Consider the following 22378-nt stretch of genomic DNA (forward strand, 5'->3'; position numbering starts at 1 on the left):
TTCTACTCGAAAAATTAAATAATGCGAACATTTGTTATAGGTGACATTCATGGCGGATTACTTGCACTTGAACAAGTAATCGAGAGAGCTAAAGTTACCACAGAGGATACTCTAATTTTTTTGGGCGATTATGTTGACGGCTGGAGTCAGTCTGTTGAAGTAATTGACTATTTGATCGATTTAAAAAGCAAACAAAACTGCATCTGCATACGAGGAAACCACGACCAACTGGCTTTGGACTGGCTGGAGAACAGACATGATGATTTTGACGAAGAAATGTGGTACAAACATGGCGGAAAAGCTACTGTTGAAGGCTACTCTAAAATTTCTGACGAGAAAAAGAAAACCCATATTCAATTTCTAGAAAATCTTCAGGATTATTATCTTGATGATCAAAATCGATTATTTGTTCATGCTGGATTCACGAATTTAAATGGTGTAAAATGGGAATATTTTTCAAAGCTATTTTATTGGGACAGAACTCTTTGGGAAACAGCCTTATCATTAGACCCAAAATTAAACGAAGACGACATACACTATCCTAAAAGATTTACCGTTTATAAGGAAGTTTATATTGGTCATACCCCGGTTACCCGAATCGGCGAAACGGTTCCTGTAAATAGAGCTTGTGTTTGGAATGTAGATACAGGCGCAGCATTTAGAGGTCCGCTCACGATTTTAGATGTCAACACCAAGGAATACTGGCAAAGTGAACCGTTGAACGAACTCTATTTTAACGAAAAAGGTAGGAATTAATTTCTTTAAAAGTTACATTTGCTGCCCAAATAATTAATATTAAATTTTTATGAAAAAGGTTATTACACTTTTGTTTTTAGTGACATTCGGATTTGTTAATGCTCAAGAAGCTTTCAAAGGAAAGGGAGATATTAAAGTAAACGTAGGAGCTAATTTACAAGATGGTGGTTCTGGAATTCAAGGTTCTGTTGATTTTGGTTTAGGAGAAAATTTCTCTTTTGGTTTTGTTGCCAACTATATCCTAGGATTTGATAATTTTAATGGTTTCTACCACGGTAGTTCAAGTGCTTATTATGATGCTGAACCAGATTTCTCAGATCGTTTTGATGCAAAAGCAAGAATCAACGCTAACTTATCTAGTGTAATTGGCGTAAAAGAATTAGACGTTTACCCTGGATTAAGTCTAGGTTTACATAATTTTGGTGGCCATGTTGGAGGTCGTTATTTCTTCACTGACGGATTTGGTGTTTTCACAGAAATCGGATTCCCAATTGCAAAATATGGTTCAAACAATGATCCTTTTTATCATTTGAATAATCAAGCTACTTTTAGTTTAGGAGCTTCGTTCAACTTATAATATTTTTTTGCCACAAAGGCACAAAGACTCAAAGTTTATTAAATAAAAAACCGTCCAAAAGGGCGGTTTTTATTTTTACTTAAAAAATCTTTGAGTCTTTGTGCCTTTGTGGCAATTCCCTCTAAATCGACATCTCAGGAATTTCACCTTCAATAATCAAATCGGCTTCAGTTGAAGCGATGATGTGCTCTACTGAGACACCTGGCGCTCGTTCTAAGAGCTTAAAACCTTTTTCAGTCACTTCGAGTACCGCAAGCTCAGTTACAACCTTTTTAACACATCCTACGCCCGTTAATGGCAAAGTGCATCTTTTTAAGATTTTGGACTCTCCTGCTTTGTTTACGTGCATCATGGCAACGATGATGTTTTCGGCGGAAGCCACCAAATCCATTGCGCCTCCCATTCCTTTTACCATTTTACCCGGAATCTTCCAATTTGCGATGTCTCCGTTTTCAGAAACTTCCATTGCTCCAAGAATCGTCAAATCTACTTTCTGGCTTCTGATCATTCCAAAACTGAAAGCCGAATCAAAAAAACTTGCGCCCGGAAGTGTTGTGATGGTTTGTTTTCCTGCATTGATAATATCTGCATCTTCTTCTCCTTCAAACGGAAAAGGTCCCATTCCGAGAACTCCATTTTCACTTTGAAATTCTACTGCAATATCTTCTCGAACATAATTCGCTACTAACGTCGGAATTCCAATTCCTAAATTAACGAAGTATCGGTCTTTTACTTCTTTAGCAATTCGTTTTGCTATATCTTCTTTACTAAGTGCCATAATTTTTTAATGTATCTTTTTAATGTGCCAATTAGTCAATTTGATCATTAGAAAATGCTTAACACAATCTAAATTAATTATCTAATTGACAAATTATCTCAATTATCTAATTTTTATTCGCGAAATAATTCCAAGTCACTTTAGCTATATCTGCAATTATTTTTTCAGTATTTTCTTTAGTTTCAGTAATCTCTTTTAAATAAATAGAAAGAATAAAATGTTTTCCGTTTGGAAGTTTAACAATTCCAATGTCGTTCATTGCAACTCTCAAGTTATTATCATTTGTTCCCGAAATTCCCGTTCTGTGTGCCAGTTCAGTTCCCTCAGGAAGTCCAGCCTTCATCCAAGTAAGACCTCGTGAAGTTTCAACCATTATTTGATACAAATACTTTGTTGTTTCTTCTTTTAAAACCTCACCTTTAAAAAACTTCTCAAGCAATTCTGTTGTTGCTATCGGAGTTGTGGTATTGACATAAAGATTTTTCCACGTCTTCATTTGGTCTTCGTTCATTTTAATAACGAAATCTTTGATGCCCTGATCATTTATAAACTTTTGAATGTATTTTGTACCTCCAACTAAATTGATCAAAATGTCGCATCCGTTATTATCACTATGCGAAACCGCATAACGAAGTATTTTATCTAAAGTCAAATTCACATTTCCCTCTGGATAATCTACTTTCATCGGACTCCATGTATCTTCCTTTAAATCTTTCTTTTTTATAAAGATTTCCTGAGTAAGATTAAGTTTTCCTTCATCAACTTTATGCAAAACCGCCAAAGCAATATGAAATTTAAACACACTCATCATCGGCATTTTTAAATGTCCGTTAATGCTTAAAGTATCCTTATCTTCAATACTTTTAATAGAAATTCCAACTGTTGCATTCTTATTTCCAATAATTTGATTTAGTTCTTTTCGAAGATCAGACGTTGTCTGAGAAAAAGCCTGAAAAGTTAAAAACGAAATTAGCAGTATAGAAAGTTTTGCCATATTTTTTAATGTGTCAATTAGTCAATTTGATAATTAGATAATGCCAAAACAATTATCTAATTACCTCATTTTCTAATTATCTAATTTCTAGCTCTTACAGTTCGTTGTTCGATTCTCTTCTCAAATTTTTCTCCCTGAAAGATACGCTGTACCATGATTCCCGGAATATGAATCTGATTTGGATCTAAAGTTCCAACTGGAACCAATTCTTCTACTTCTGCAATTGTAATTTTCCCAGCTCCAGCCATACAAGCATTAAAGTTTCTGGCTGTTCCTTTAAAAATCAGATTTCCTGCTTCATCACCTTTCCATGCTTTTACAATAGCAAAATCGGCTTTGAAAGCTTCTTCCATAATATGCATTTTTCCGTTGAATTCGCGTGCTTCTTTTCCTTCTGCCACTTCTGTTCCGTAACCTGCTGGAGTAAAGAATGCTGGAATTCCTGCCTGAGCTGCACGACAGCGTTCTGCAAGAGTTCCTTGTGGAGTTAATTCAACTTCCAATTCTCCAGAAAGCATCTGACGTTCGAATTCTGCATTTTCTCCCACATAAGAAGAAATCATTTTTTTGATTTGCTTTTTTTGCAGCAATAATCCTAAACCAAAATCATCAACTCCCGCATTATTTGAAATACAGGTTAAATCTGAAATTGAGGTGTTTACCAACGCTGCAATTGTATTTTCAGGAATACCGCATAATCCGAAACCACCAAACATGATGGTCATGCCGTTTTTAATTCCTTCAATAGCTTCCTGAACCCTATTTACTTTTTTTGTTATCATAACAAACTATCTTTATTGCTGAATATTTTTGATAAAAATAAGATTTTTAGATTAAATTATAACGATTTCGTAAAAATAAAACCAAAATAAAATCCCTTTACTCATCTTCTAAAAAGAGTCGTAAAGGGATTGAGATATAATCAGATAAGCTTTATTGCAACGTTGTTACAATTCAAACTCGTCAGTATTTTGTTCCGTTTGCAAAGTATTTTAAAAAATAGTTCCTTAATTTGTAAGAGATTCCTTTTTCAGACTCAAATGTTTTTTATAAGCTTCTTTCGCAATAAACTCTAACTCACAACTAGCATAATAATGCAAACAATTTGCCATATATAATATTTGTCCTCTTCACAATTTTCACATACTGGCTTTGGCATATTTTTAATAAATTCTTTTGCTATTCCTCTTGCTTCGTTTATTTCATCAACACTTAAAGCACCATTAGGATTGTAAACGTTTTTTATCTCTAACATTTGAAAAATAGTATCATTTTGAATACTCTCTTTTAAGCTCCAAAAAAAGACATTATCTTGAAATGAAGCTATCCAAGAATTATTATCTTTATTATAATCATTTTTTTGATAAGTAATACACGAGCTTAAACAAATCAGGGATATTATTATAATTCTTTTCATCATATTAATTATTTTAAAATTCATAGATATAATTTAAAATTTGGAAATTCATAAAATGGCATTTTTGCCTCTCTTACATTTTTCCAAAACTTCATTTTCAATTACTCTTCTGGAAAATTTACAGGTGACCATTTTAAATAGGTACCATCATCTTGCTTTATTATTAAACAAAACTGAGACGAAAACACCTTGAATTCATTTAAAGTCTGATAAGCAAAATTTAAAGTTATTATCTTTTCGGGTTTTCCAATATCAAAATAATTAACAGAAAACGTAGGAAGTCTAATGTAATCTCTCCTTTTTTGTTTATTCCATTCGTCTTGACGTGCTTTAATTGCTTTATCCCTTTTTTGTTTTGATTCATATCCATTTACATAAAAGCTTATAGACATTCTAGAAGTATCTTTACTAACAGAATAATAAGCTATTAAGGGATCATCTATCGTTACAAGAAGCGGAAGATCATTATGGCATTTTTTATTTTGTGAAAAAATCATATTTGATGATATTATCACAACATAGATAAATATTTGCTTGATTATTGACATGACGCATTAGTGTTTAAAAAGTTTCTGTAGGTTAATAAAATTTGCAGTCTTTGAGATTGAGGGACATTTTTCCACGCTACAGTAGGAACTGGAGGTAATCCTGTAGGACTATCAATCGGTAATTCTCCTTCTCCCATAAGTCCAATCCATGCTAATGCATTATAAAGCTCATCTGACTGTGCATTACCGTCATATTGCTTTAATACTTGGACAACAATTTGTCTATAATGCTGCGCCATTAATTCGTGGTGCGGATCGGAAATCTGTTGATTGGGAGGAATATTATACATATATCTCATATAGTACTCAAAAAGAGTTGGAAAATCATTTTTTAAATTATGAATGTAAATCTGCCACTGTGCATCTGTCATTTTACCAACATTGACATGAGGCAATCTGGAGCAGCTTAATAATTTTCTGTAAATTTCAGCATGAATTAATTCATGAATAAATGTTCGTGCAATATCTAATGCTGGTCTATTTAGCTTTTCAGAATTAAATTTTATTTCAATTAAATAATCAACTGGTGAATAAGTTACTGCATTTACTTTTGGATAATTAGGATCCACACCAGCACTCAACCTCAAATTAGCTACTGAAAAATTTCCATCAAATTTTTTTAAATAACTATCAAATTTTGATCCTTGTCCAAGTTTATTATAAACCCCGCTAAGACAAGGATTTTGCGTAAACGATTTGTCTTCAATTATTCTAAACCCGTAATCAGCTCCTCCACCATCTTTAAGAGTAAAAACAGCTTCTCTAAAAAAATCTAATGTTTCAGGTGTATTTTCAAACTTATTTAAAAAATAATATATATTGTTAACATGCTCAACATTATTATAATCCATCATCCATAATAATACTATAGAATCTGTAGTACCTAACTTTCTAACAATATCTCCAACTTGCATACGATGATACTCCGATTGTGCCTGAGTGGGAACAAAAACTACAGGGTTGGAACTACTACCACTACTACTATTACCATAATAAGAATTTCCATAACCTGAATAATAATCACCTCCTCCGTTAGGAGGGCTTATGCTAAGAAAATAGTCCCCAGCGTAGTAATCTCCACCACTATAATAATCTCCAGAACCAAATGAAATATTAATATTACTAAATAGCCCGCGAATCCAGCTAAAAAATTGTGACAATAAACTACCTCCACCTCCTTTACATCCACAGCCATCATCATTATCTTCTATTTGATCTGGTAATTTTCCCGTTATATTGTTTATTGACGCTGCCTCTACTCTTTTGACATTGCCATTTTCAAAATACAAAGTGCTCCTCAACTTTTTAGCATAATCAAAGAATTGCATTCTTCCTGTAAATTGATTTAACTCAAACTTTTTCGTTTTATCTTCTGGAAAGTATCTTACAATAAAAGATTCATACTTGTCCCCATCTTTCAGAACATGAAGATTTTCAAAATAATAATCTTCCATTTCAGTTGCTTTACCTATAACTGGCACCGTATAACTCTTGAAATCATCTGCGCCTTCATATTCAATTATGTGCTCGAGATCAAGTTCTACTTCGTCGACGTTGTTACCTGAAGTTTTGTTAGTTATTGAATTACTCGACTGATAAGTTTCAATATTTGGTCGTAAAAAAGGAGCATCCTTAATTGTCAGATGATTAATTTTAGCTTCTTTACTCTGCTCTTTTGTGGGTAGTTCTTCATTCAAATCTTTTTCACAGCTTTGAAAAGTAAAAGAAATTAAAGTAAACAGATAAACCCATTTCATTTTTGTATTCATATTAAAAATCTTTTTACCTTTTTATTTTGCATTATGCTGGGCTAAAAAGGATTTATTGATTCCCGCTATTTTAAGCGTGGTATTTAATATGTTTTTGGATATATCTTTTACAAAATCACATTGTCGAATATACAAATAATCTCACAATAAAATGTTAAATTTGTAAGTTTTTTACACATGTAAAAAAATAAGTTTTATTTATAAAAAAAAGAGGCTAAATCACACATTCATGATTTAGCCTCTTTTTCGAAGAAAAGTTTATCCTTTTACAATTCAAACTCATCAGTATTTTGTTCAGTCTGTGTGGTATCTTTTACAACAGCAGGTCTTTGATAGCAATCTACTTTAATAGAAAGATTTGCCGGACGTTCAAATTCAGATTTTGAAATCTGAAGATCTTTATCCGCATAACACTTTTTCATGTAATACCCCCAAACAGGTAAAGCTGCTGTTGCTCCTTGTCCGTAAGTCAAACTTTTGAAACGTGCTGAACGATCTTCGCATCCAACCCAAACTCCAGTAACTAAGTTCGGAACCATTCCCATAAACCAACCGTCAGACTGGTTTTGCGTTGTACCGGTTTTACCAGCAATTGGATTTGTAAACATGTATGGATATCCTGTCCAACGGTTATCTCCGCTTCCACCGCCTTGCGTACGTAAACGTACACCAGAACCACTTTCTGTTACCCCTTGAAGCAATTTGATTACTGCAAAAGCGATATCTTTATTTAAAACGTCGTGAGACTCTGGAATTGGCTCATAAATAACCTCTCCGCTTTTATTCTCGATACGGCTTAAAAATTGTGGTTTTACATAAACTCCTTGATTTGCGAATGTACTGTAAGCCGCAACCATATCTTCAACCGTAATATCAACTGCTCCAAGCGCAATTGAAGGTTGCACTGGAATTTCAGTCTTAACACCTAATTTTTTTGTCAATTCAACAACCGCTTCTGGACCCGTTCTGTCGATTAATTTAGCCGAAACTGTATTAATAGAAGCGGCTAAAGCTTGCTTCAAAGTCACCATTCCGCGGTATTTGTAATCGGAGTTTCTTGGCTCCCAATCTTCTGTTACGTGGTGACGCCCTTTATGAATCATAAACGGTCCGTCAAGAATAGAATCGCAAGGCGACATATTCAATTCTTCGATTGCCGTTGCATAAACGAAAGGTTTGAAAGTAGAACCAACCTGTCTTGCTCCTTGCCCAACGTGATCGTATTGGAAATATTTGTAATTGATACCTCCAACCCAAGCTTTAATTGCCCCCGTTTGAGGCTCCATTGACATTAAACCAGATTGTAAAAAGTGCTTGTAGTAACGAATAGAATCTAATGGCGTCATTACTGTATCTCTTTCTCCCTTCCAAGTAAAGACACGCATTTTTGTTTTTACTTTGAATGAAGCAATAATATCATCTTCGCTTTTGTCCATTTCTTTCATTTGTGCCCAGCGAACAGAATTCTTCATCGCCTGCATCATGATTCTATCTGTCTCAGCTTGTGTAATATTTACGAAAGGAGCATTTTTATTGTTTTTTTGATCAATAAAAAACTGCTGTTGAAGATTTTGCATATGTGCTGCAACAGCTTCTTCTGCATAAGTTTGCATTCTAGAATCTATAGTAGTATATATTTTAAGTCCGTCTTTGTAAATATCGTAATCCGATCCGTCTGGTTTTTTATTTTCTGCAACCCATTTCTTCATGTAATCACGAAGATATTCTCTAAAATAAGTCGCTATACCTTCACGGTGGCTTTCCAGTTTAAATTTCAAAGTAATTGGCAAAGCTTGAAGTCTTTCTTTCTCCGCCTCTGAAATCATTTTTGCTTTTGCCATTTGAGATAAAACCACATTACGACGGTTTTTTACTCCTTCTGGATTTCTAACGGGATTGTATAAACCCGAGTTTTTGAACATTCCGACCAAAATGGCCGATTCGTCAACAGTCAAGTCTTTTGGATCTTTAGAAAAATAAGTCTGTGCAGCAGAACTTACTCCAACAGAATAATTTCCGAAGTCGTAAACATTGCAATACATCGCCAAAATTTCATTCTTGGTATATTGCCTTTCCAAACGAATAGCGATAATCCATTCTTTTATTTTTTGTACAATCCTGAAAGGAAGAAATTTAGATCCTTCTCCATGAAACAACTGTTTTGCAAGCTGTTGTGTCAATGTACTTGCACCTCCGTTTGTTCCTAAACTAAAAACGGCTCTTAACGTTCCGCGTCCGTCAATTCCTGAATGTTCGTAGAAACGTGCATCTTCAGTTGCAACAAGCGCTTCAACCAGATTTTTAGGTAAATCTGAATATTTAAGTTGAGATCTGTTGGTTTTGAAATATTTACCCAACACTACTCCGTCAGAAGAAATAATCTCTGTAGCAAGGTTTGAATCTGGATTTTCTAAATCTTCAAACGAAGGCATAGAGCCAAATAAACCCCATGAGGCAAATAAGAAGAAAGCTAAAACTCCTAATAAAGAGTAAGCAAATACCCTCCAGAATTTCTTCTTGTAATAATTAATATCCTTAGTTTTATTTGATGGATTGTTTTTTTTAGCAGCCATAACTATTTTTCTAATCTTTTTGTTCTATTCTAAAACCAACGTCTGTAATTCCTTGTAAAGCTTCAACTCCAGGAATTTTACCTGATTGTCTAACAGCTTGTTTGATATGAACTTTATATTTTCCTGTAAATTTTACATCTTCCTTGTAAAAGAGTTTGCTTTCTTTTATATCAGAAAATCCATTTCCTAATAAAGTCCCGTCTGGCGCTGCCATTTGATATTCTAACGTATCTACTTTTGTGAAACCGCTTGGGGTTTCTAGAGCCACAATCAAAAACAAATTATTAAACGGATAATTGTTGTTATCTCGTATGTTTACAAAGGCATTGTATTTTTTTGTAGAATCTAAAACCGGCAGATCAAAGCTTATAATACTGTCTTTATGCCACGCACTTCCAACAGATTTATACTCATCAAATACTCTTTTTTTATCACAAGAAAAAAGAAGTATTGCTGCCAAGAGAAGAATCCCGCTATTTTTTATTCTCATTTTTAGTATTCGTTATTGGTTTCCTAGGTTCAGCAGGTTTATTTTCATTTGAATTTTGCTTATTCGGATTGTTTTTATTCGAATTATGCTTTTTCTTATGATTTGGCTTATTTGGATTGTTTGGTTTAGTCCCAGCATTAGCATTATTCGCGTTTCCAGCGTTGTTTGGATTATTATTTCCTACTGGTTTAGCATTGTTATTCGTGTTTTTCTCCTGCTGTGGTTTTACCGGAGTTGCAACGCCAGCCGTTTCCGTACTTTGTTTGCGTTTGCGATTTGGTTTTTTCTTTCTTTTTGGCTGGTCAAAACGAGTCAAACTCTCTTGTCCCATTGCATTATTAAAGTCTTTTTCTGGTTCTGCAACTACCTCAACAGCAAAATCTTCTAGAGATGAAACTTTGTTTTTCTGTTTATTTTCGGCAATAATTTCTTTTACCTGATCAATTTTTAAAACATGCCAGTTTGCGAAATTATTGGTGTAAGCAAACCACATTAATCCTTTAAAAATATCTTGTTTTTGGCAAACAGCATCTCCTTTTTCCGTTACTAATTTTGTATCGTAATCAGGAAAATCCTTTAATGCGTCCATGTAAGTATCTAACTCATAGTTTAGACAGCATTTTAATTTACCGCATTGCCCCGCCAATTTCTGCGGATTCAATGACAATTGCTGATAACGAGCTGCAGAAGTATTTACACTTCTAAAATCTGTTAACCAAGTAGAACAGCAAAGTTCACGTCCGCAAGAACCAACTCCACCTAAACGAGCCGCTTCCTGACGGAAACCAACTTGCTTCATCTCTACTCTAGTACTGAATTCTTTCGCAAAATCTTTAATCAGCATTCTAAAATCGACACGATCATTTGCTGTATAGTAAAAAGTCGCTTTAGAACCGTCTCCTTGAAATTCGATATCCGAAATTTTCATTTCCAATTTATGCTGAATTGCCAATTCGCGAGCACGAACTTTCATTGGTTCTTCACGATCACGCGCTACAGACCAGATATCAATATCTTTTTGAGATGCTTTTCTATAAATTTTTGGAACATCATTACTTTCGTAATTCACTCCTTTTTTCTTCATTTGAATCTTTACCAACTCTCCTGTAAGAGTCACAATTCCAATATCATGTCCTGGCGAAGCAACAGTTGCTACAATGTCGCCAATACTTAAAGTTAATCTCTCCGAATTTCTAAAAAATTCCTTGCGTCCGTTTTTAAAACGAACCTCAACACAATCAAAAACCGCCTCTCCATTAGACGGACTCATGTTCGAAAGCCAGTCAAAAACAGTCAATTTATTGCAGCTATCGGTGCCGCAAGTCCCATTATTTTTACAACCTTTTGGTGCGCCACCGTCTGAGGTTGAACAACTTGTACATGCCATAATTATATATGTAGTGCTGCCAGAATGCAGCTTAAGTTCATAAACGTTTGATCGGTAAAGATAGTATTTTTTTTATTTTGCTTTTTATGCATAAAAACTAAAGGCCTGTTAAATTAAAAAACCGGTTTTTTTGTACGCAATTTTTTACCAAATTACACAACTCTTCATCTTCTATTTAAAATATTTTTCGAAAAAACCTTATTCTGTAAGTTTTATGACCTAAAATGGTAATTTTACTTTTTATCCTGAAATATATTTAGCATTTTTATGTTTTATCTTACAACAGTGTTTGAAAAAGCCCAATTTTAGGCACTTTCAAATCTTAATCTTTCATTTTAAAATTCATCAAAATGCAAACACAAAACCAGATTGAAAATTTCCTTTTTCAGGGAAAATTTGACGACGCCAGAGAATGCCTAAATAACGGAGAAAAATTTGACGAACAATATCTAAAAAACAATTTTTCGCAGATTGCTGGTAAAATCATTGATGCCAAAGAAATTGATTTTATAGAAAAATTAATAAAAGCCGAATTTATTGAAACTGATATTTACGAATTGGATAGTTTTGATCAATCTATTTTCAAACCTTTAAGTTTATATTTAAAAGATGATGAAGAGTCAATTGCTTTTTTCAAGGAATTGATGTCGAAAATGGATAACATCAACGATGAAATAAGCGATAAAACCCTTCTTGGTTATTTTCTAGAAAAAGGTGTTTCGCCAAAAATAGTTCAAGTTTTAGTTGATGATTTTGGGGCTAACACTCAGTATAAGAACAATGCAGACGAAAATTTCATTCATGCTGTTTTGAATGTTTACGGACTAGATCCTGAAAAAGTGAAAGAGTACATAGCCATTTTGACAAATAGCGGAGTTGACATCAACAAAAAAAATATCGTTGGAACCACTCCGCTTTTATGTGCCGTAAAAAGAAACCGAAAAGAACTAGTCCCTTTTTTACTAGAAAACGGTGCAGATCCAAACGAAACTGACAACCTCAACAATACTGCTTTTTATTATGCTGTTGCTGAGCAACTTTCATTTGATATGTACGATGCTTTAACTTCAATTTCTTCTCCTAATTTTAATATTGTAAATAAAGACGGCCGAACTCTATTTACTAGTTTTATCAGTTCTGCTTCGGGTTCTGCAAGTGATATTTCATTCATAGAAAGATTACTGTCTGATGGCGTCGATGTAAATTTCTGTGCACAATATTACGGACAGCCAAAATCGGGAATTGATTTTATTGTCGAAAAGAAATCGGATATCTTAAAATCTGTTTTAGAAAATGTTTCTTTAGATGTGAATGAACAAGACAATCAAGGAAACACCATTTTGCACAAAGTATGTGCTTATAATGTCAATTACGATGCAGAAATGGCAAAAGAAACGTATAGAAAAGTAAAACTGTTATTAGATCAAGGTGCAGATATTTCTATTACAAACGACAAAGACGAAACTGCTTTAATGCTTGCCTCTGGAGATAACCTCAAAATTAAAACCGTCGAACTTTTAATGAAACAATAAAACGATCATTTACTTAAAATTACTCAAAGATGTCAATGTCATTTATAGTTGCCTGCGAAAATGGGAACCGAAAAATAGCCGAATTGCTGCTTCAAAACAAAGAAGTAGACGTAAAATATACTGATGAAAAAGGAAGAACTGCGATTCATTATGCCGCGCACCGCGGTTATCTTGATATCGTAAAAATTCTACATGAAGAAGGTGCCGATATTAATTACGAAGATCATCAGGGAGAAACGTCTTTGCACTTTGCCTGTCTTCAAAAACAGAAACAAACTGCACTTTATCTTTTAGAAAATGGAGCAGAAATCACAAAGAATGATAAATACGGAAATAGTCTCCTTCATTTAGTCGTTCAAACGGCTCAAATCGAAATCGCAACAAAGTTGCTTCAAGCCGGAACTGATGTTAATCTACTGAATAACAATGGAGAAACCCCTTTAATATTGGCCTCAATAAAATTAAACAGAGAAATTATCCAACTGCTTTTAGACAATGGAGCCGATATTAACGTAACCGATAAACAGGGAAATACGCCACTTATTTATGCTTGTTATACCAAATCCATTCCGATGGTGACTTTGCTCTTGGACAATGGCGCTGAGATAAACCACACTAATCATTCTGGCGAAAATGCGCTTTTAATTGCCTGTTACGAAACCAACAGAATGTTAGCTAAATTATTGATTGAAAGAGGTTCAGATGTATTTACTTCAAGCAATAATGGATATTCTCCGATTTGGTACGCTTGCGCGAATAATCAAAAGGAGATTGTGGCCTTGTTTTTAGAAAACGGAGTTGATGTGAACTATAGCAAGCCCGTCGCCAGCGATACTTCATCTATGAATGATTATTTGGATTGGATTGTAAGCGCAACAAACATCTCAAACGAATCTACTTTTACACTTAACAATTCTTATACTTATGGCGGCGAAAGCCTGTTGCACGTAGCTACCAAAAAAGGAAATTTAAGTATGGTGAAACTGCTTATTGAAGCTGGAGCAAACATTAACATTCAAGACGAATCTGGAAATACGCCTTTGCATTACAGTGCCGCTAATGGTAAGAAAGATGTTGTAAAATATTTATTAGACAACAAAGCCGATGCTTCAATCGTAAACGTAAAAGAACAAAAAGCGATTGATTACTCGAATGTAAAAGGCTTTAATGAAATTACAGAACTAATTCTGAAATACGCTCCGTCTGGAACTGTTGTAACCTCCATAAATGTTCCGCAAGAAACACCAAAAACTGAAGCTTCAAATTCGATGGAAGCAAAGAAAAAGGCATTATTAGATTTAAAAGAACTTCTAGATGCTGGAATTTTGACTTCGGAAGAATTTGACGCTGAGAAAAGTAAAATATTAAAAGGATAAATAATAAATAAACCCACAATGAAAAAAATCTTAAATACCACAACTCTATTTTTAGTATTAATCGCTACAGCTATTGTTTCTAGTTCTTGCACCAACCTCTCTCCAGAAAAAACCTTTGAAATTGCCGCTTTAAATTCGAATTTGTTATCTCGTTTTGGAAGTAAGGAAATTAATGAAAAGCTTCAATCTGAGCCTCAGGTTTATGATGAAACACAAAAGAAAATGATTCCGTCTACTTATCAAGATTCTTTTAAATACGATATAACTAATTTAGAAGCTAGATTAAAAACGATTCAGGACATACCAGAAGATGAAGATAATAAAGAACTTCTTCAGGCCTCAAAAGACTTGTTTTCTTATGCAATTGCGAAACAAAAGGAAGGTTATGTACCAATCGCAAAATTGAAAGACGAAAAAGCTTCTCCAGAACAAATTGAAAAAGCAATTACTGATTTTGATGCTTCAACTCAAAGCGAAATAGAGGCAAAATTTAGCAAATTGATGAATGTGGCACAAACTTATGTTGACAAGCATAATATCAATGCTAAAATTGGAATCTAAATTTTCTCCTGCTGGCGCAAATTTTATACTAGCGCCAGCATTAGATTTTAGCAAGAAAATTGTAAAACAAGCTCAAAAAATATGATAAAAAAATACTCTCTAATTATTGGAACATTTGCATTGCTAGCAATTACCACTAGCTGTAAAGATGATAAAAGCAGTAATAAAAAATCAAATAATGCCGAAATCACAGATTTACAAGAAATCCCAGAAGTAGATGAAACTACTGTTGTGACCAAAAAGAATCCAATTGACTTTATTCCTAAAAACTTTGTGGCTTTTGACACTATTTACGGCGATTTAAATAAAGACGGATTAGACGATTGTGTACTAATTATTAAAGGCACTGATAAAAGCAAAGTAATTACAGATGAATATCGTGGCGAATTAGATCGAAACCGAAGAGGTATTATTGTTCTCCTTAACAAAAAAGGCAGTTACGAATTGTTTACAAAAAATGAAAGCTGTTTTTCTTCCGAAAATGAAGATGGTGGCGCTTATTATGCCCCTGAGTTAGAAGTAGAAATAACGAAAGAAAAACTATTTATAAGTTACGCGTATGGAAGATACGGTTACTGGCAATATATGTTTAGGCTTCAAGATAATGATTTAGCTCTTATTGGTTATGATTCTAGCAGTAACAATGGTCCTGTAGTAAATGTCGAAACCAGTATAAACTTCCTTACCAGAAAAAAGATTACCAATGTAAACACAAATGATGATGCAGACAGCGGTGAAGAAGTGTTCGAAAAAACCGAAACAAAAATTGCAAGAACTAAACTTCTGAAATTATCAGGAATTAAAGATTTTGATGAACTTCGTTTTTTTGATGAATAGTTTCATAAACCTTATCCCGAATTAAGCATGAAAATAAAGCTTCTCCTTTTTCTAATTGCACAGGTGTACATCTCAAATGCCCAGAAAGCATATATGAGTCATGATTTTTTAAAAGGTTATACTTTATATTTTCTGAAACAAACTAAGAATTCAGAAATAAAAGAATATTATAAACTTACAGAGAATCAAACCAAGAAAACGGTACTCGAATATGGCGCTAAAGAATTTTCTAATTCAGAACCGCTAAAAACGGCTAAAATCACTTCTTTCAAAAGTATTCCTGAATCTAATATTCGAGTTTTAGGAGATGTCAACTTTGATGGACGTACCGACATTATCATTTTTAACAATGAGAAAAATGACGATGAAGGTTGTTACACACCTCAGCCAACAGCATATATCTTTATTAATTTGGCAAATTCTTTTGTGCTAAGCAATAGTATTAGCGACTTATATTACAATTCCTTTTGTGTAAGAGGTGGCGCATTTGAAATTGACGCTAAAAACAGACGTCTTATAACCTCGAGTAGCGGTGGCGCAGCGCTTCATGTTTGTTCCTATTATAGCGTTTCTGGTTTGGAAGCTGAAGAAGAATGCACTTTTGAGGAAGATGGCTATTCTTTTCCTTTTTTAAAAATAACAGGCAAAAAACGAAAAGGTAATGATTTCATACCTTTTTCGACTTTATCTGTCTATCAACCAAACCTAGACAAAGTAGTTTCTTTTGATACTAAAAATGGTAAAGGCCACATAATTCTATTTAAATATAATGCTATTTTGTACTATGCATTTCGACAAAATGATGAGTATGAGTTTGTTTCGTTTGCTCACCCATCAAGTCCTGAAAAAGCAGACAAAGCAGGATTTAAATTTCGAAAACAAAACACAGTTTATGAATTGGAATTTAATAGTGGCAGCATAAAATATATAATTTATGAAAGCGCTACAGACATTGGAATCAAAATTTATGTAAACGGAAAACTATCTGATTGGCAAGGAACTTCTAAAAAAGGAAGTTTATCTTTATTATCAAGTAGTAGTTTCAAAAATATGGTCAAAGAATAAATTTATTGTAAAAAGAAAGACCCGATAGCGCGGATTTGCAATCCGTGCACGTAAAGTATATTAACAAAGTGAAAGAGAGAGAAAAAATAAAAACTGTGAGAATAAATAAGATTTGCCAATTGAAACGGGCATGGATTGCAAATCTGCGCTATCGGGTTTCGTGCAGTAGCGACGACTACACAAAATAGGGTCATTTTTTTATTTCAAAAGAATTAAAATTTGTTAAGTTTACTCGTACCAAAATTTTGAGATTTAAACTAACCCAAAACAAACCGCCACAAATGAACACCGAAGTTTTACCAAACCAACCAAAAGAGGAAATAAATTATTTTTACCGTTTTAACTTTTCAAAATTTAAGGCGATCGCTTTCCCTCTTGCCATTATTGCCTTCCTTCTTATTATAAAACAATTTATCATCAATAATTTTTCCATTTCTAGTGTTGGAGGATCTGGATTATCAGGTATGCTAATCCCTTTTCGAGGACCCCAAAACCTACCTTTGTGGGCAAATGTTTTGAACACAATAATTAATGCCCTAATTATAATAATAGCTCTTTGCTGGGAAGCGGTTAATGAAAAGAAATTCGATAAACTAAAATATCTCCTTTTGCTATGTCTGCCAGCAATACTATCAGACATAATCTTTACTTTTTCAGATCTTCGCGAATCTTATGCTAATAGTCCCTTTTTTATACTTTATTTTGCTTTAGGTTATTTGCAACCATATGCCTTGTATGGTCTCTTAAGAGGAAAAATACTTTATAGTAAAGAAATTGGCTTCTTAGGCTATCTAATCGGAATGTTTACTTCTATAAGCATCGAGGCTTTATATCAAAAAACAGTTTCTGTATTAACTTTTAGCGATTTTTACGGCTCTGCTTCGCCTTATGAAGTAGTGTTTTTTAGATTATTTTCGATATTGACTTTTTTCTATTTTATATTTCTATTAGATGCTGGATTTTCTTTTAGGAATTTTATAAAAATGCCTACAGCTACTTTTCTTAGCTATAAAAAATTCACGATACATTTTTCTCTATTGTTTACTTCTTTCCTTGCTGTTCATTTGGTTTTTACAGAACAGTTTTCAGTCAATTGGTTCAATTCTTCAGGTCCAAATATTTCAGGAATTTACAACAATATCTATACTGTTATTCGTGTCATTTTTCAAATTACATTTGTCTATTTATTATTCTCCCAACTATTGCTTTCGCAATTAGCTGCTTTACGCAGAAGACCTTTTTGGATTTACCTGTTGAGTTTTATACCTGTAATTAACTTAATTCCTTTTCTATTCTTTTTCCGCAAAAACACTCCTTTAACGAATGAAGAATATTTGGAAATCGAAGAAGATGAAAATCAAAGGAAATCATACTTTCAAGTATTTCTTTTGTTATTACTGAGTGCCTATGCCATTTACAAATTTATAAGGCTTGAATTAAACCGTCAGGACTTAATTTATTTAAGTGGATTAGTTATCTTGTTGTATATTTTTATAATATACTTTAGAAAAGGTGTCTGGATAGGTTTTGCACTATTAGCTATGGGATTCTTATTCTTTTTATTTCAAGATCGCCCTAACGGTTTCTATTATTTCTGCATTCTCGCTTATGCCGCAATTGGAATATATAATCTTCATATTGCTATATTTTGGGAAGCTCCAGAATGGACTGAAATTGATGAGAATATCGAAACAGTAAAAATTGAAGAAGCATAAACAACAGCACATTAATACAATTGTCACAACGTATTTAACCAAAAAGAGTCGCAAATGTGCGGCTCTTTTTGATGTAATTAAAATACCCCTAAGTTTCTTTAACCGTAATAATCTTTACTGGACAAGCCTTTGCTGCCAATTCACAGCTTTCCACAATCGCATGATTAGGAGATTTTAAAGTAAAAAATCCTTTTGCATTCTGCGAATGAATGAGAACCGATTTTCCGTCTTTTTTTGACATTTGAAAATGAATAGGATCCATCTCGACACAGTAATTACAGCCAATGCACTTATCTCTTTGTAATGTTACAATAACCATTATGCCTCAACAATTTTATATAATTTGTCCGACATTCTGATTCTGAATGGCAATTTGAAACTGCAATCATCTCCTTTTGTGGCTTTTTCACCAGCAGCATCATTCACAAACATTTCGTCGATAATCATTTCCTGTGCTCCTGTACTTGGTCCCGTTACTAAAATTTTATCGCCAATTTTAATGTCGTAAGCTTCAATCTTAAATTGCCCTACTTCTGCTTTCGGGAAATAATGCGTTCCTCTTCCAACATAAACCTTTTTCTGAGTCGCTGCAGATCCTGGAATATCGCTCCATTCTCCTAATTCTTGTCCTAAATAATACCCAGACCAGAAACCGCGATTATAAACTGTTTCCAAAGCTTTCATCCATTCTGCAGTTTTTTCTTTTGAAAAAGTGCCTTCATAGTAAGAATCAATCGCTTCACGATAGGTTTTGGTTACCGTTGCCACATATTCTGGCGCACGGCCACGTCCTTCGATTTTCAAAACCTTAATTCCAGAATCGATAACCTGATCTAAGAAATCCAATGTACATAAATCTTTTGGTGACATCATGTATTCGTTATCCAATTCGATTTCAAAACCTGTTTCCTGATCGATAACGGTATATTTTTTTCGGCAGTTTTGTTTGCATGCGCCACGATTTGCAGATGAATTATGCGAATGCAGGCTCAAATAACATTTTCCTGAAACCGCCATACACAAAGCTCCGTGACCAAAAATTTCGATTTCGACTAAGTTTCCATTTGGTCCTTTTATCTGCTCTTTCTCAATTTGGTCTGTGATGTTTTTTACTTGACGCAAACTCAATTCACGGCTTAAAACCATTGTGTCGGCAAATAGACTGTAAAATTTAATGGTTTCAATATTCGTTACATTCAATTGAGTTGAAATATGAACTTCCATTCCAATCGATCTTGCCATAGCTATTACAGCTTGGTCAGAAGCTATTACCGCTGTAATATTGGCTTCTTTAGCTTTTGTCAATAATGTTTTTACGACAGATAAATCGTGATCGTAAATAATGGTATTTAATGTCAAATAGCTTCTAACTTTTTTGGCTTCACATCGATTGGCAATTTCTTTTAAATCGTCAATAGTAAAATTCACCGTTGAACGTGCTCGCATGTTGAGCTGTTCAACTCCAAAATATACTGAATCACAGCCATTATCTAAAGCAGCCTGAAGCGACTCAAAATCTCCAGCTGGAGACATGAGTTCAATTGTATTGTTAATTGTCATTTTCGATTTATTATTCAAATGACAAAATTAATGTGGGTATAGATTAGATTTCTATGATATATATCATAGTCTATATTTTAAAAATTATTCGCAGTATATTATTAAAAAAGCCCACGATTAAAACCGTGGGCTTTGTTTTTCTTTACGTATGTTTTCTCAAATATAGCACGTGGTTTTAACCACGGGAAACGTATCGTTGAGAACATTCTTTGCGTTCCGGCGGTTGAAACCGCAGGCTATGTTTTATTCTTTATGTTTTTCAAATATAACCCGTGGTTTAAACCATGGCGAACGTATAGATTAGAAAATTTCTACAGCTTGTAAATCGTTGCGGATTTGCTTTGCGTTCCCGCGGTTGAAACCGCAGGCTATGTTTTATTCGTTATGTTTTTCAATATAGCCCGTGGTTTAAACCACGGGAAACGTATTGTTATCCATTTCAAACCATAAAAACGCTCCGTTGAGCTAAAATCATTTGCCTTCTAACCCATGTAATTTTACAAAATCATCAAATTCATCTTGTCCATTTTTCTTAAGATGATGTTGTTTTTGATTTTTAATATAATTGTAAACGGCATTTAACTGAGATTCGCTGACAGAGAATGCACCAAACCCAGTTTGCCATGCAAATTTTTCAAGGATAAATTCTCCTCTATTCATAAAATGAGAAGAACTTCCTTTTACTTGCTTTACAATATCTGTGATAGTTTTTTGTGGATTTTGTAAAAATAAAACATGTACATGGTCTGGCATTCCGTTAATGATTCTAACTGGGCATCCAAGTTCTGTTAACTCTTGCCAAATATAATCGTAGAGCGTTTTCTCAATTGAAAAATCAATCAAATCCTTACGATTTTGGTAGCCCAAATTACATGGATCCATAATTTGGTAAACGATTGTGACATAAATAAATTAGCATAAAAATTTTGCTAATTTACAATTTTATACAATTTATCTGACAAACGAATACGAAATGGAACCTCAAAAGTAACCTTATCACCAACTTTTGCAGATTGAGCTTCTGCGCCATTAACAATGATTTTGTCTAAAACCAATTCCTGATCACCTGTTGTCGGCCCAGAAATAAGTATTCTATCACCTCTGTTTAATTCGTGATTTTCTACTGTAAATTGTCCAACTTGCGCTTTTACATAATAATGTTCAGCTTTCCCAAGAAGTACTTTTTTTACTTTTATTTTCTGACGGATATCTGCTGGCTTTTGAGCTGTAGCCAAAGCAGTTTCTGGTAATTCTCCTGAATGTTTGAATTTCAAGTTTTCAGATTTACCTTTTCTGAATACTTTATTTCCAACTTGTTTTCCAGTTCTTAAACGAACTTGATCAACTAAAGGCATGTGGATGATTTCTAAACATTCTGTAGAACAGCAGTTTTCCATTGCTGCTTTACATTCATCACACTGAATAAACAATAAATGACAACCGTCATTTTCACAATTTGTGTGATTATCGCAAGGTTTTCCGCATTGGTGGCATTGCGAGATAATATCATCCGTTATTCTTTCGCCCAGACGATTATCAAATACAAAGTTTTTACCAATGAATTTGCTTTCTAAACCTTCTTCTTTCAATTGTTTAGCGTAATTAATAATTCCGCCTTCCAACTGATAAACGTTTTTGAAACCTTGGTGTTTGAAGTAAGCACTCGCTTTTTCGCAACGAATACCTCCAGTACAATACATTACCAGATTTTTATCGTCTTTGTGATCTTTAAGCTGATCGTTGATAATTGGCAAACTTTCTCTAAATGTCTCAACATCTGGAGTAATCGCATTTTTAAAATGTCCCACCTCACTTTCGTAATGATTTCTAAAATCAACTACAATTGTATTTGGATCGTCAAGGATTTCGTTGAATTCTTTGGCTTTCAAGTGAACGCCTATATTGGTTACATCAAAAGTGTCGTCGTTTAATCCATCGGCAACGATTTTGTGACGAACTTTGATTGTTAATTTTAAAAACGAATGGTCATCATGCTCTACAGCTTCATTCAAACGAATGCCTTTCATGAAATCGTAAGCTTCAAGAGTCGTTCTAAAAGCCTCCAAATTTTCGGCAGGAATACTCATTTGAGCATTTATTCCTTCATTGGCAACATAAATTCGGCCTAATGCATCTAGGGCATTCCAGGCTACGAACAAGTCATTACGAAATTTTTGTGGATCTTGAATTTTGGCATACGCATAGAAAGACAACGTTAGTCGTTGTTTACCTGCATCATCGATCATGATGGCTCTTTCTTCTGCGCTCAAAGTGTTATACAGTTGCATGCTATAAACAGTTTTAAGTTAAGAATATATGTTTTTTTAGATTTTTCTCTAAATCTGCGGCAAATTTAGGGTTTATTTTGAGATTAAAAATGATCTTACCCTAATTATCTGATTTTTTTAACATGAAAAAAGAATTCTATTCCTAACAACCTTCA

The 22378-nt window shown here is 33.8% G+C and carries 20 protein-coding genes and 1 pseudogene; 8 read left to right on the plus strand and 13 right to left on the minus strand.

Annotation, left to right across the window (positions count from 1 at the left end):
- Positions 1-21: 21 nt before the first annotated feature.
- Positions 22-756: a metallophosphoesterase family protein gene (locus AC5ZCW_RS04265; protein ID WP_496118163.1), complete on the plus strand. Its 735-nt coding sequence runs from the start codon at positions 22-24 to the stop codon at positions 754-756.
- A gap of 49 nt (positions 757-805) precedes the next feature.
- On the plus strand, positions 806-1333 hold the full coding sequence (locus AC5ZCW_RS04270; RefSeq protein ID WP_177211615.1) for a DUF6646 family protein: 528 nt from the start codon (positions 806-808) through the stop codon (positions 1331-1333).
- A gap of 121 nt (positions 1334-1454) precedes the next feature.
- Here AC5ZCW_RS04270 and AC5ZCW_RS04275 read toward each other — a convergent pair whose 3' ends face one another.
- From AC5ZCW_RS04275 to AC5ZCW_RS04315, 9 genes are all read right to left on the minus strand, one after another.
- Positions 1455-2111, minus strand: coding sequence for a CoA transferase subunit B (locus tag AC5ZCW_RS04275; RefSeq protein ID WP_026727421.1), 657 nt, complete (start codon positions 2109-2111; stop codon positions 1455-1457).
- A gap of 106 nt (positions 2112-2217) precedes the next feature.
- The gene (gene bla, locus AC5ZCW_RS04280) at positions 2218-3105 is read right to left on the minus strand and encodes a class A beta-lactamase, subclass A2 (RefSeq protein ID WP_496118166.1); all 888 of its coding nucleotides are present in this window, start codon (positions 3103-3105) and stop codon (positions 2218-2220) included.
- 80 nt (positions 3106-3185) lie between these two features.
- Positions 3186-3887 carry a CoA transferase subunit A gene (locus tag AC5ZCW_RS04285; protein ID WP_496118168.1) on the minus strand — a complete coding sequence of 234 codons (702 nt, stop codon included), beginning with the start codon at positions 3885-3887 and terminating at the stop codon, positions 3186-3188.
- Positions 3888-4177: 290 nt separating this feature from the next.
- Positions 4178-4525 (minus strand): hypothetical protein, encoded by a 348-nt coding sequence (locus tag AC5ZCW_RS04290; RefSeq protein ID WP_496118170.1) that lies wholly within the window; start codon positions 4523-4525, stop codon positions 4178-4180.
- A 98-nt stretch (positions 4526-4623) separates the two neighbouring features.
- A complete protein-coding gene (locus AC5ZCW_RS04295; protein ID WP_496118172.1) occupies positions 4624-5070 on the minus strand; it encodes a hypothetical protein in 447 nt (148 codons plus the stop codon).
- Positions 5061-6839, minus strand: coding sequence for a hypothetical protein (locus AC5ZCW_RS04300; protein WP_496118174.1), 1779 nt, complete (start codon positions 6837-6839; stop codon positions 5061-5063). Before AC5ZCW_RS04300 ends, AC5ZCW_RS04295 begins: the two co-directional genes overlap by 10 nt.
- A gap of 266 nt (positions 6840-7105) precedes the next feature.
- Entirely contained in the window at positions 7106-9412 is a 2307-nt protein-coding gene (locus AC5ZCW_RS04305) for a penicillin-binding protein 1A (protein WP_496118176.1), read from the minus strand.
- A gap of 10 nt (positions 9413-9422) precedes the next feature.
- Positions 9423-9902, minus strand: coding sequence for a gliding motility lipoprotein GldH (locus AC5ZCW_RS04310; RefSeq protein WP_111377678.1), 480 nt, complete (start codon positions 9900-9902; stop codon positions 9423-9425).
- Positions 9886-11289, minus strand: a complete 1404-nt coding sequence (locus tag AC5ZCW_RS04315) for a PSP1 domain-containing protein (protein ID WP_496118178.1) — start codon at positions 11287-11289, stop codon at positions 9886-9888. Before AC5ZCW_RS04315 ends, AC5ZCW_RS04310 begins: the two co-directional genes overlap by 17 nt.
- 350 nt (positions 11290-11639) lie before the next feature.
- Between AC5ZCW_RS04315 and AC5ZCW_RS04320 the strand changes: the two genes are divergently transcribed.
- From AC5ZCW_RS04320 to AC5ZCW_RS04345, 6 genes are all read left to right on the plus strand, one after another.
- On the plus strand, positions 11640-12821 hold the full coding sequence (locus AC5ZCW_RS04320) for an ankyrin repeat domain-containing protein (RefSeq protein ID WP_496118180.1): 1182 nt from the start codon (positions 11640-11642) through the stop codon (positions 12819-12821).
- A 29-nt stretch (positions 12822-12850) separates the two neighbouring features.
- Positions 12851-14197: an ankyrin repeat domain-containing protein gene (locus AC5ZCW_RS04325; RefSeq protein ID WP_496118182.1), complete on the plus strand. Its 1347-nt coding sequence runs from the start codon at positions 12851-12853 to the stop codon at positions 14195-14197.
- Between the two features lie 18 nt (positions 14198-14215).
- Entirely contained in the window at positions 14216-14758 is a 543-nt protein-coding gene (locus AC5ZCW_RS04330) for a hypothetical protein (protein ID WP_496118184.1), read from the plus strand.
- Between the two features lie 81 nt (positions 14759-14839).
- Positions 14840-15595: a hypothetical protein gene (locus AC5ZCW_RS04335; RefSeq protein WP_496118186.1), complete on the plus strand. Its 756-nt coding sequence runs from the start codon at positions 14840-14842 to the stop codon at positions 15593-15595.
- A gap of 27 nt (positions 15596-15622) precedes the next feature.
- A complete protein-coding gene (locus AC5ZCW_RS04340; protein WP_496118188.1) occupies positions 15623-16660 on the plus strand; it encodes an XAC2610-related protein in 1038 nt (345 codons plus the stop codon).
- Between the two features lie 281 nt (positions 16661-16941).
- Positions 16942-18375, plus strand: a complete 1434-nt coding sequence (locus AC5ZCW_RS04345; RefSeq protein ID WP_496118190.1) for a hypothetical protein — start codon at positions 16942-16944, stop codon at positions 18373-18375.
- Positions 18376-18463: 88 nt separating this feature from the next.
- On the opposite strand, the gene AC5ZCW_RS04350 is transcribed toward AC5ZCW_RS04345, so the two are convergent.
- The 4 genes and pseudogenes from AC5ZCW_RS04350 to trhO all read right to left on the minus strand — a co-directional run bounded on the left by AC5ZCW_RS04350 (position 18464) and on the right by trhO (position 22223).
- Complete coding sequence (locus AC5ZCW_RS04350) at positions 18464-18694, minus strand: ferredoxin (RefSeq protein WP_177211604.1); 231 nt, start codon at positions 18692-18694, stop codon at positions 18464-18466.
- Positions 18694-19935, minus strand: coding sequence for a peptidase U32 family protein (locus tag AC5ZCW_RS04355; protein ID WP_496118192.1), 1242 nt, complete (start codon positions 19933-19935; stop codon positions 18694-18696). Before AC5ZCW_RS04355 ends, AC5ZCW_RS04350 begins: the two co-directional genes overlap by 1 nt.
- Positions 19936-20406: 471 nt before the next feature.
- A pseudogene (gene tnpA / locus AC5ZCW_RS04360) lies at positions 20407-20840 on the minus strand (IS200/IS605 family transposase).
- Between the two features lie 24 nt (positions 20841-20864).
- Positions 20865-22223, minus strand: coding sequence for an oxygen-dependent tRNA uridine(34) hydroxylase TrhO (gene trhO / locus AC5ZCW_RS04365; RefSeq protein ID WP_496118194.1), 1359 nt, complete (start codon positions 22221-22223; stop codon positions 20865-20867).
- Positions 22224-22378: the final 155 nt, after the last annotated feature.

Source organism: Flavobacterium sp. PLA-DH12, assembly GCF_059511845.1.

Bases quoted from the DNA above. Each gene is read 5' to 3' on its own strand.
- AC5ZCW_RS04265 (WP_496118163.1), top strand. From the start codon at position 22: ATGCGAACATTTGTTATAGGTGACATTCATGGCGGATTACTTGCACTT.
- AC5ZCW_RS04270 (WP_177211615.1), top strand. From the start codon at position 806: ATGAAAAAGGTTATTACACTTTTGTTTTTAGTGACATTCGGATTTGTT.
- AC5ZCW_RS04275 (WP_026727421.1), bottom strand. From the start codon at position 2,111: ATGGCACTTAGTAAAGAAGATATAGCAAAACGAATTGCTAAAGAAGTA.
- bla (WP_496118166.1), bottom strand. From the start codon at position 3,105: ATGGCAAAACTTTCTATACTGCTAATTTCGTTTTTAACTTTTCAGGCT.
- AC5ZCW_RS04285 (WP_496118168.1), bottom strand. From the start codon at position 3,887: ATGATAACAAAAAAAGTAAATAGGGTTCAGGAAGCTATTGAAGGAATT.
- AC5ZCW_RS04290 (WP_496118170.1), bottom strand. From the start codon at position 4,525: ATGATGAAAAGAATTATAATAATATCCCTGATTTGTTTAAGCTCGTGT.
- AC5ZCW_RS04295 (WP_496118172.1), bottom strand. From the start codon at position 5,070: ATGTCAATAATCAAGCAAATATTTATCTATGTTGTGATAATATCATCA.
- AC5ZCW_RS04300 (WP_496118174.1), bottom strand. From the start codon at position 6,839: ATGAATACAAAAATGAAATGGGTTTATCTGTTTACTTTAATTTCTTTT.
- AC5ZCW_RS04305 (WP_496118176.1), bottom strand. From the start codon at position 9,412: ATGGCTGCTAAAAAAAACAATCCATCAAATAAAACTAAGGATATTAAT.
- AC5ZCW_RS04310 (WP_111377678.1), bottom strand. From the start codon at position 9,902: ATGAGAATAAAAAATAGCGGGATTCTTCTCTTGGCAGCAATACTTCTT.
- AC5ZCW_RS04315 (WP_496118178.1), bottom strand. From the start codon at position 11,289: ATGGCATGTACAAGTTGTTCAACCTCAGACGGTGGCGCACCAAAAGGT.
- AC5ZCW_RS04320 (WP_496118180.1), top strand. From the start codon at position 11,640: ATGCAAACACAAAACCAGATTGAAAATTTCCTTTTTCAGGGAAAATTT.
- AC5ZCW_RS04325 (WP_496118182.1), top strand. From the start codon at position 12,851: ATGTCAATGTCATTTATAGTTGCCTGCGAAAATGGGAACCGAAAAATA.
- AC5ZCW_RS04330 (WP_496118184.1), top strand. From the start codon at position 14,216: ATGAAAAAAATCTTAAATACCACAACTCTATTTTTAGTATTAATCGCT.
- AC5ZCW_RS04335 (WP_496118186.1), top strand. From the start codon at position 14,840: ATGATAAAAAAATACTCTCTAATTATTGGAACATTTGCATTGCTAGCA.
- AC5ZCW_RS04340 (WP_496118188.1), top strand. From the start codon at position 15,623: ATGAAAATAAAGCTTCTCCTTTTTCTAATTGCACAGGTGTACATCTCA.
- AC5ZCW_RS04345 (WP_496118190.1), top strand. From the start codon at position 16,942: ATGAACACCGAAGTTTTACCAAACCAACCAAAAGAGGAAATAAATTAT.
- AC5ZCW_RS04350 (WP_177211604.1), bottom strand. From the start codon at position 18,694: ATGGTTATTGTAACATTACAAAGAGATAAGTGCATTGGCTGTAATTAC.
- AC5ZCW_RS04355 (WP_496118192.1), bottom strand. From the start codon at position 19,935: ATGACAATTAACAATACAATTGAACTCATGTCTCCAGCTGGAGATTTT.
- trhO (WP_496118194.1), bottom strand. From the start codon at position 22,223: ATGCAACTGTATAACACTTTGAGCGCAGAAGAAAGAGCCATCATGATC.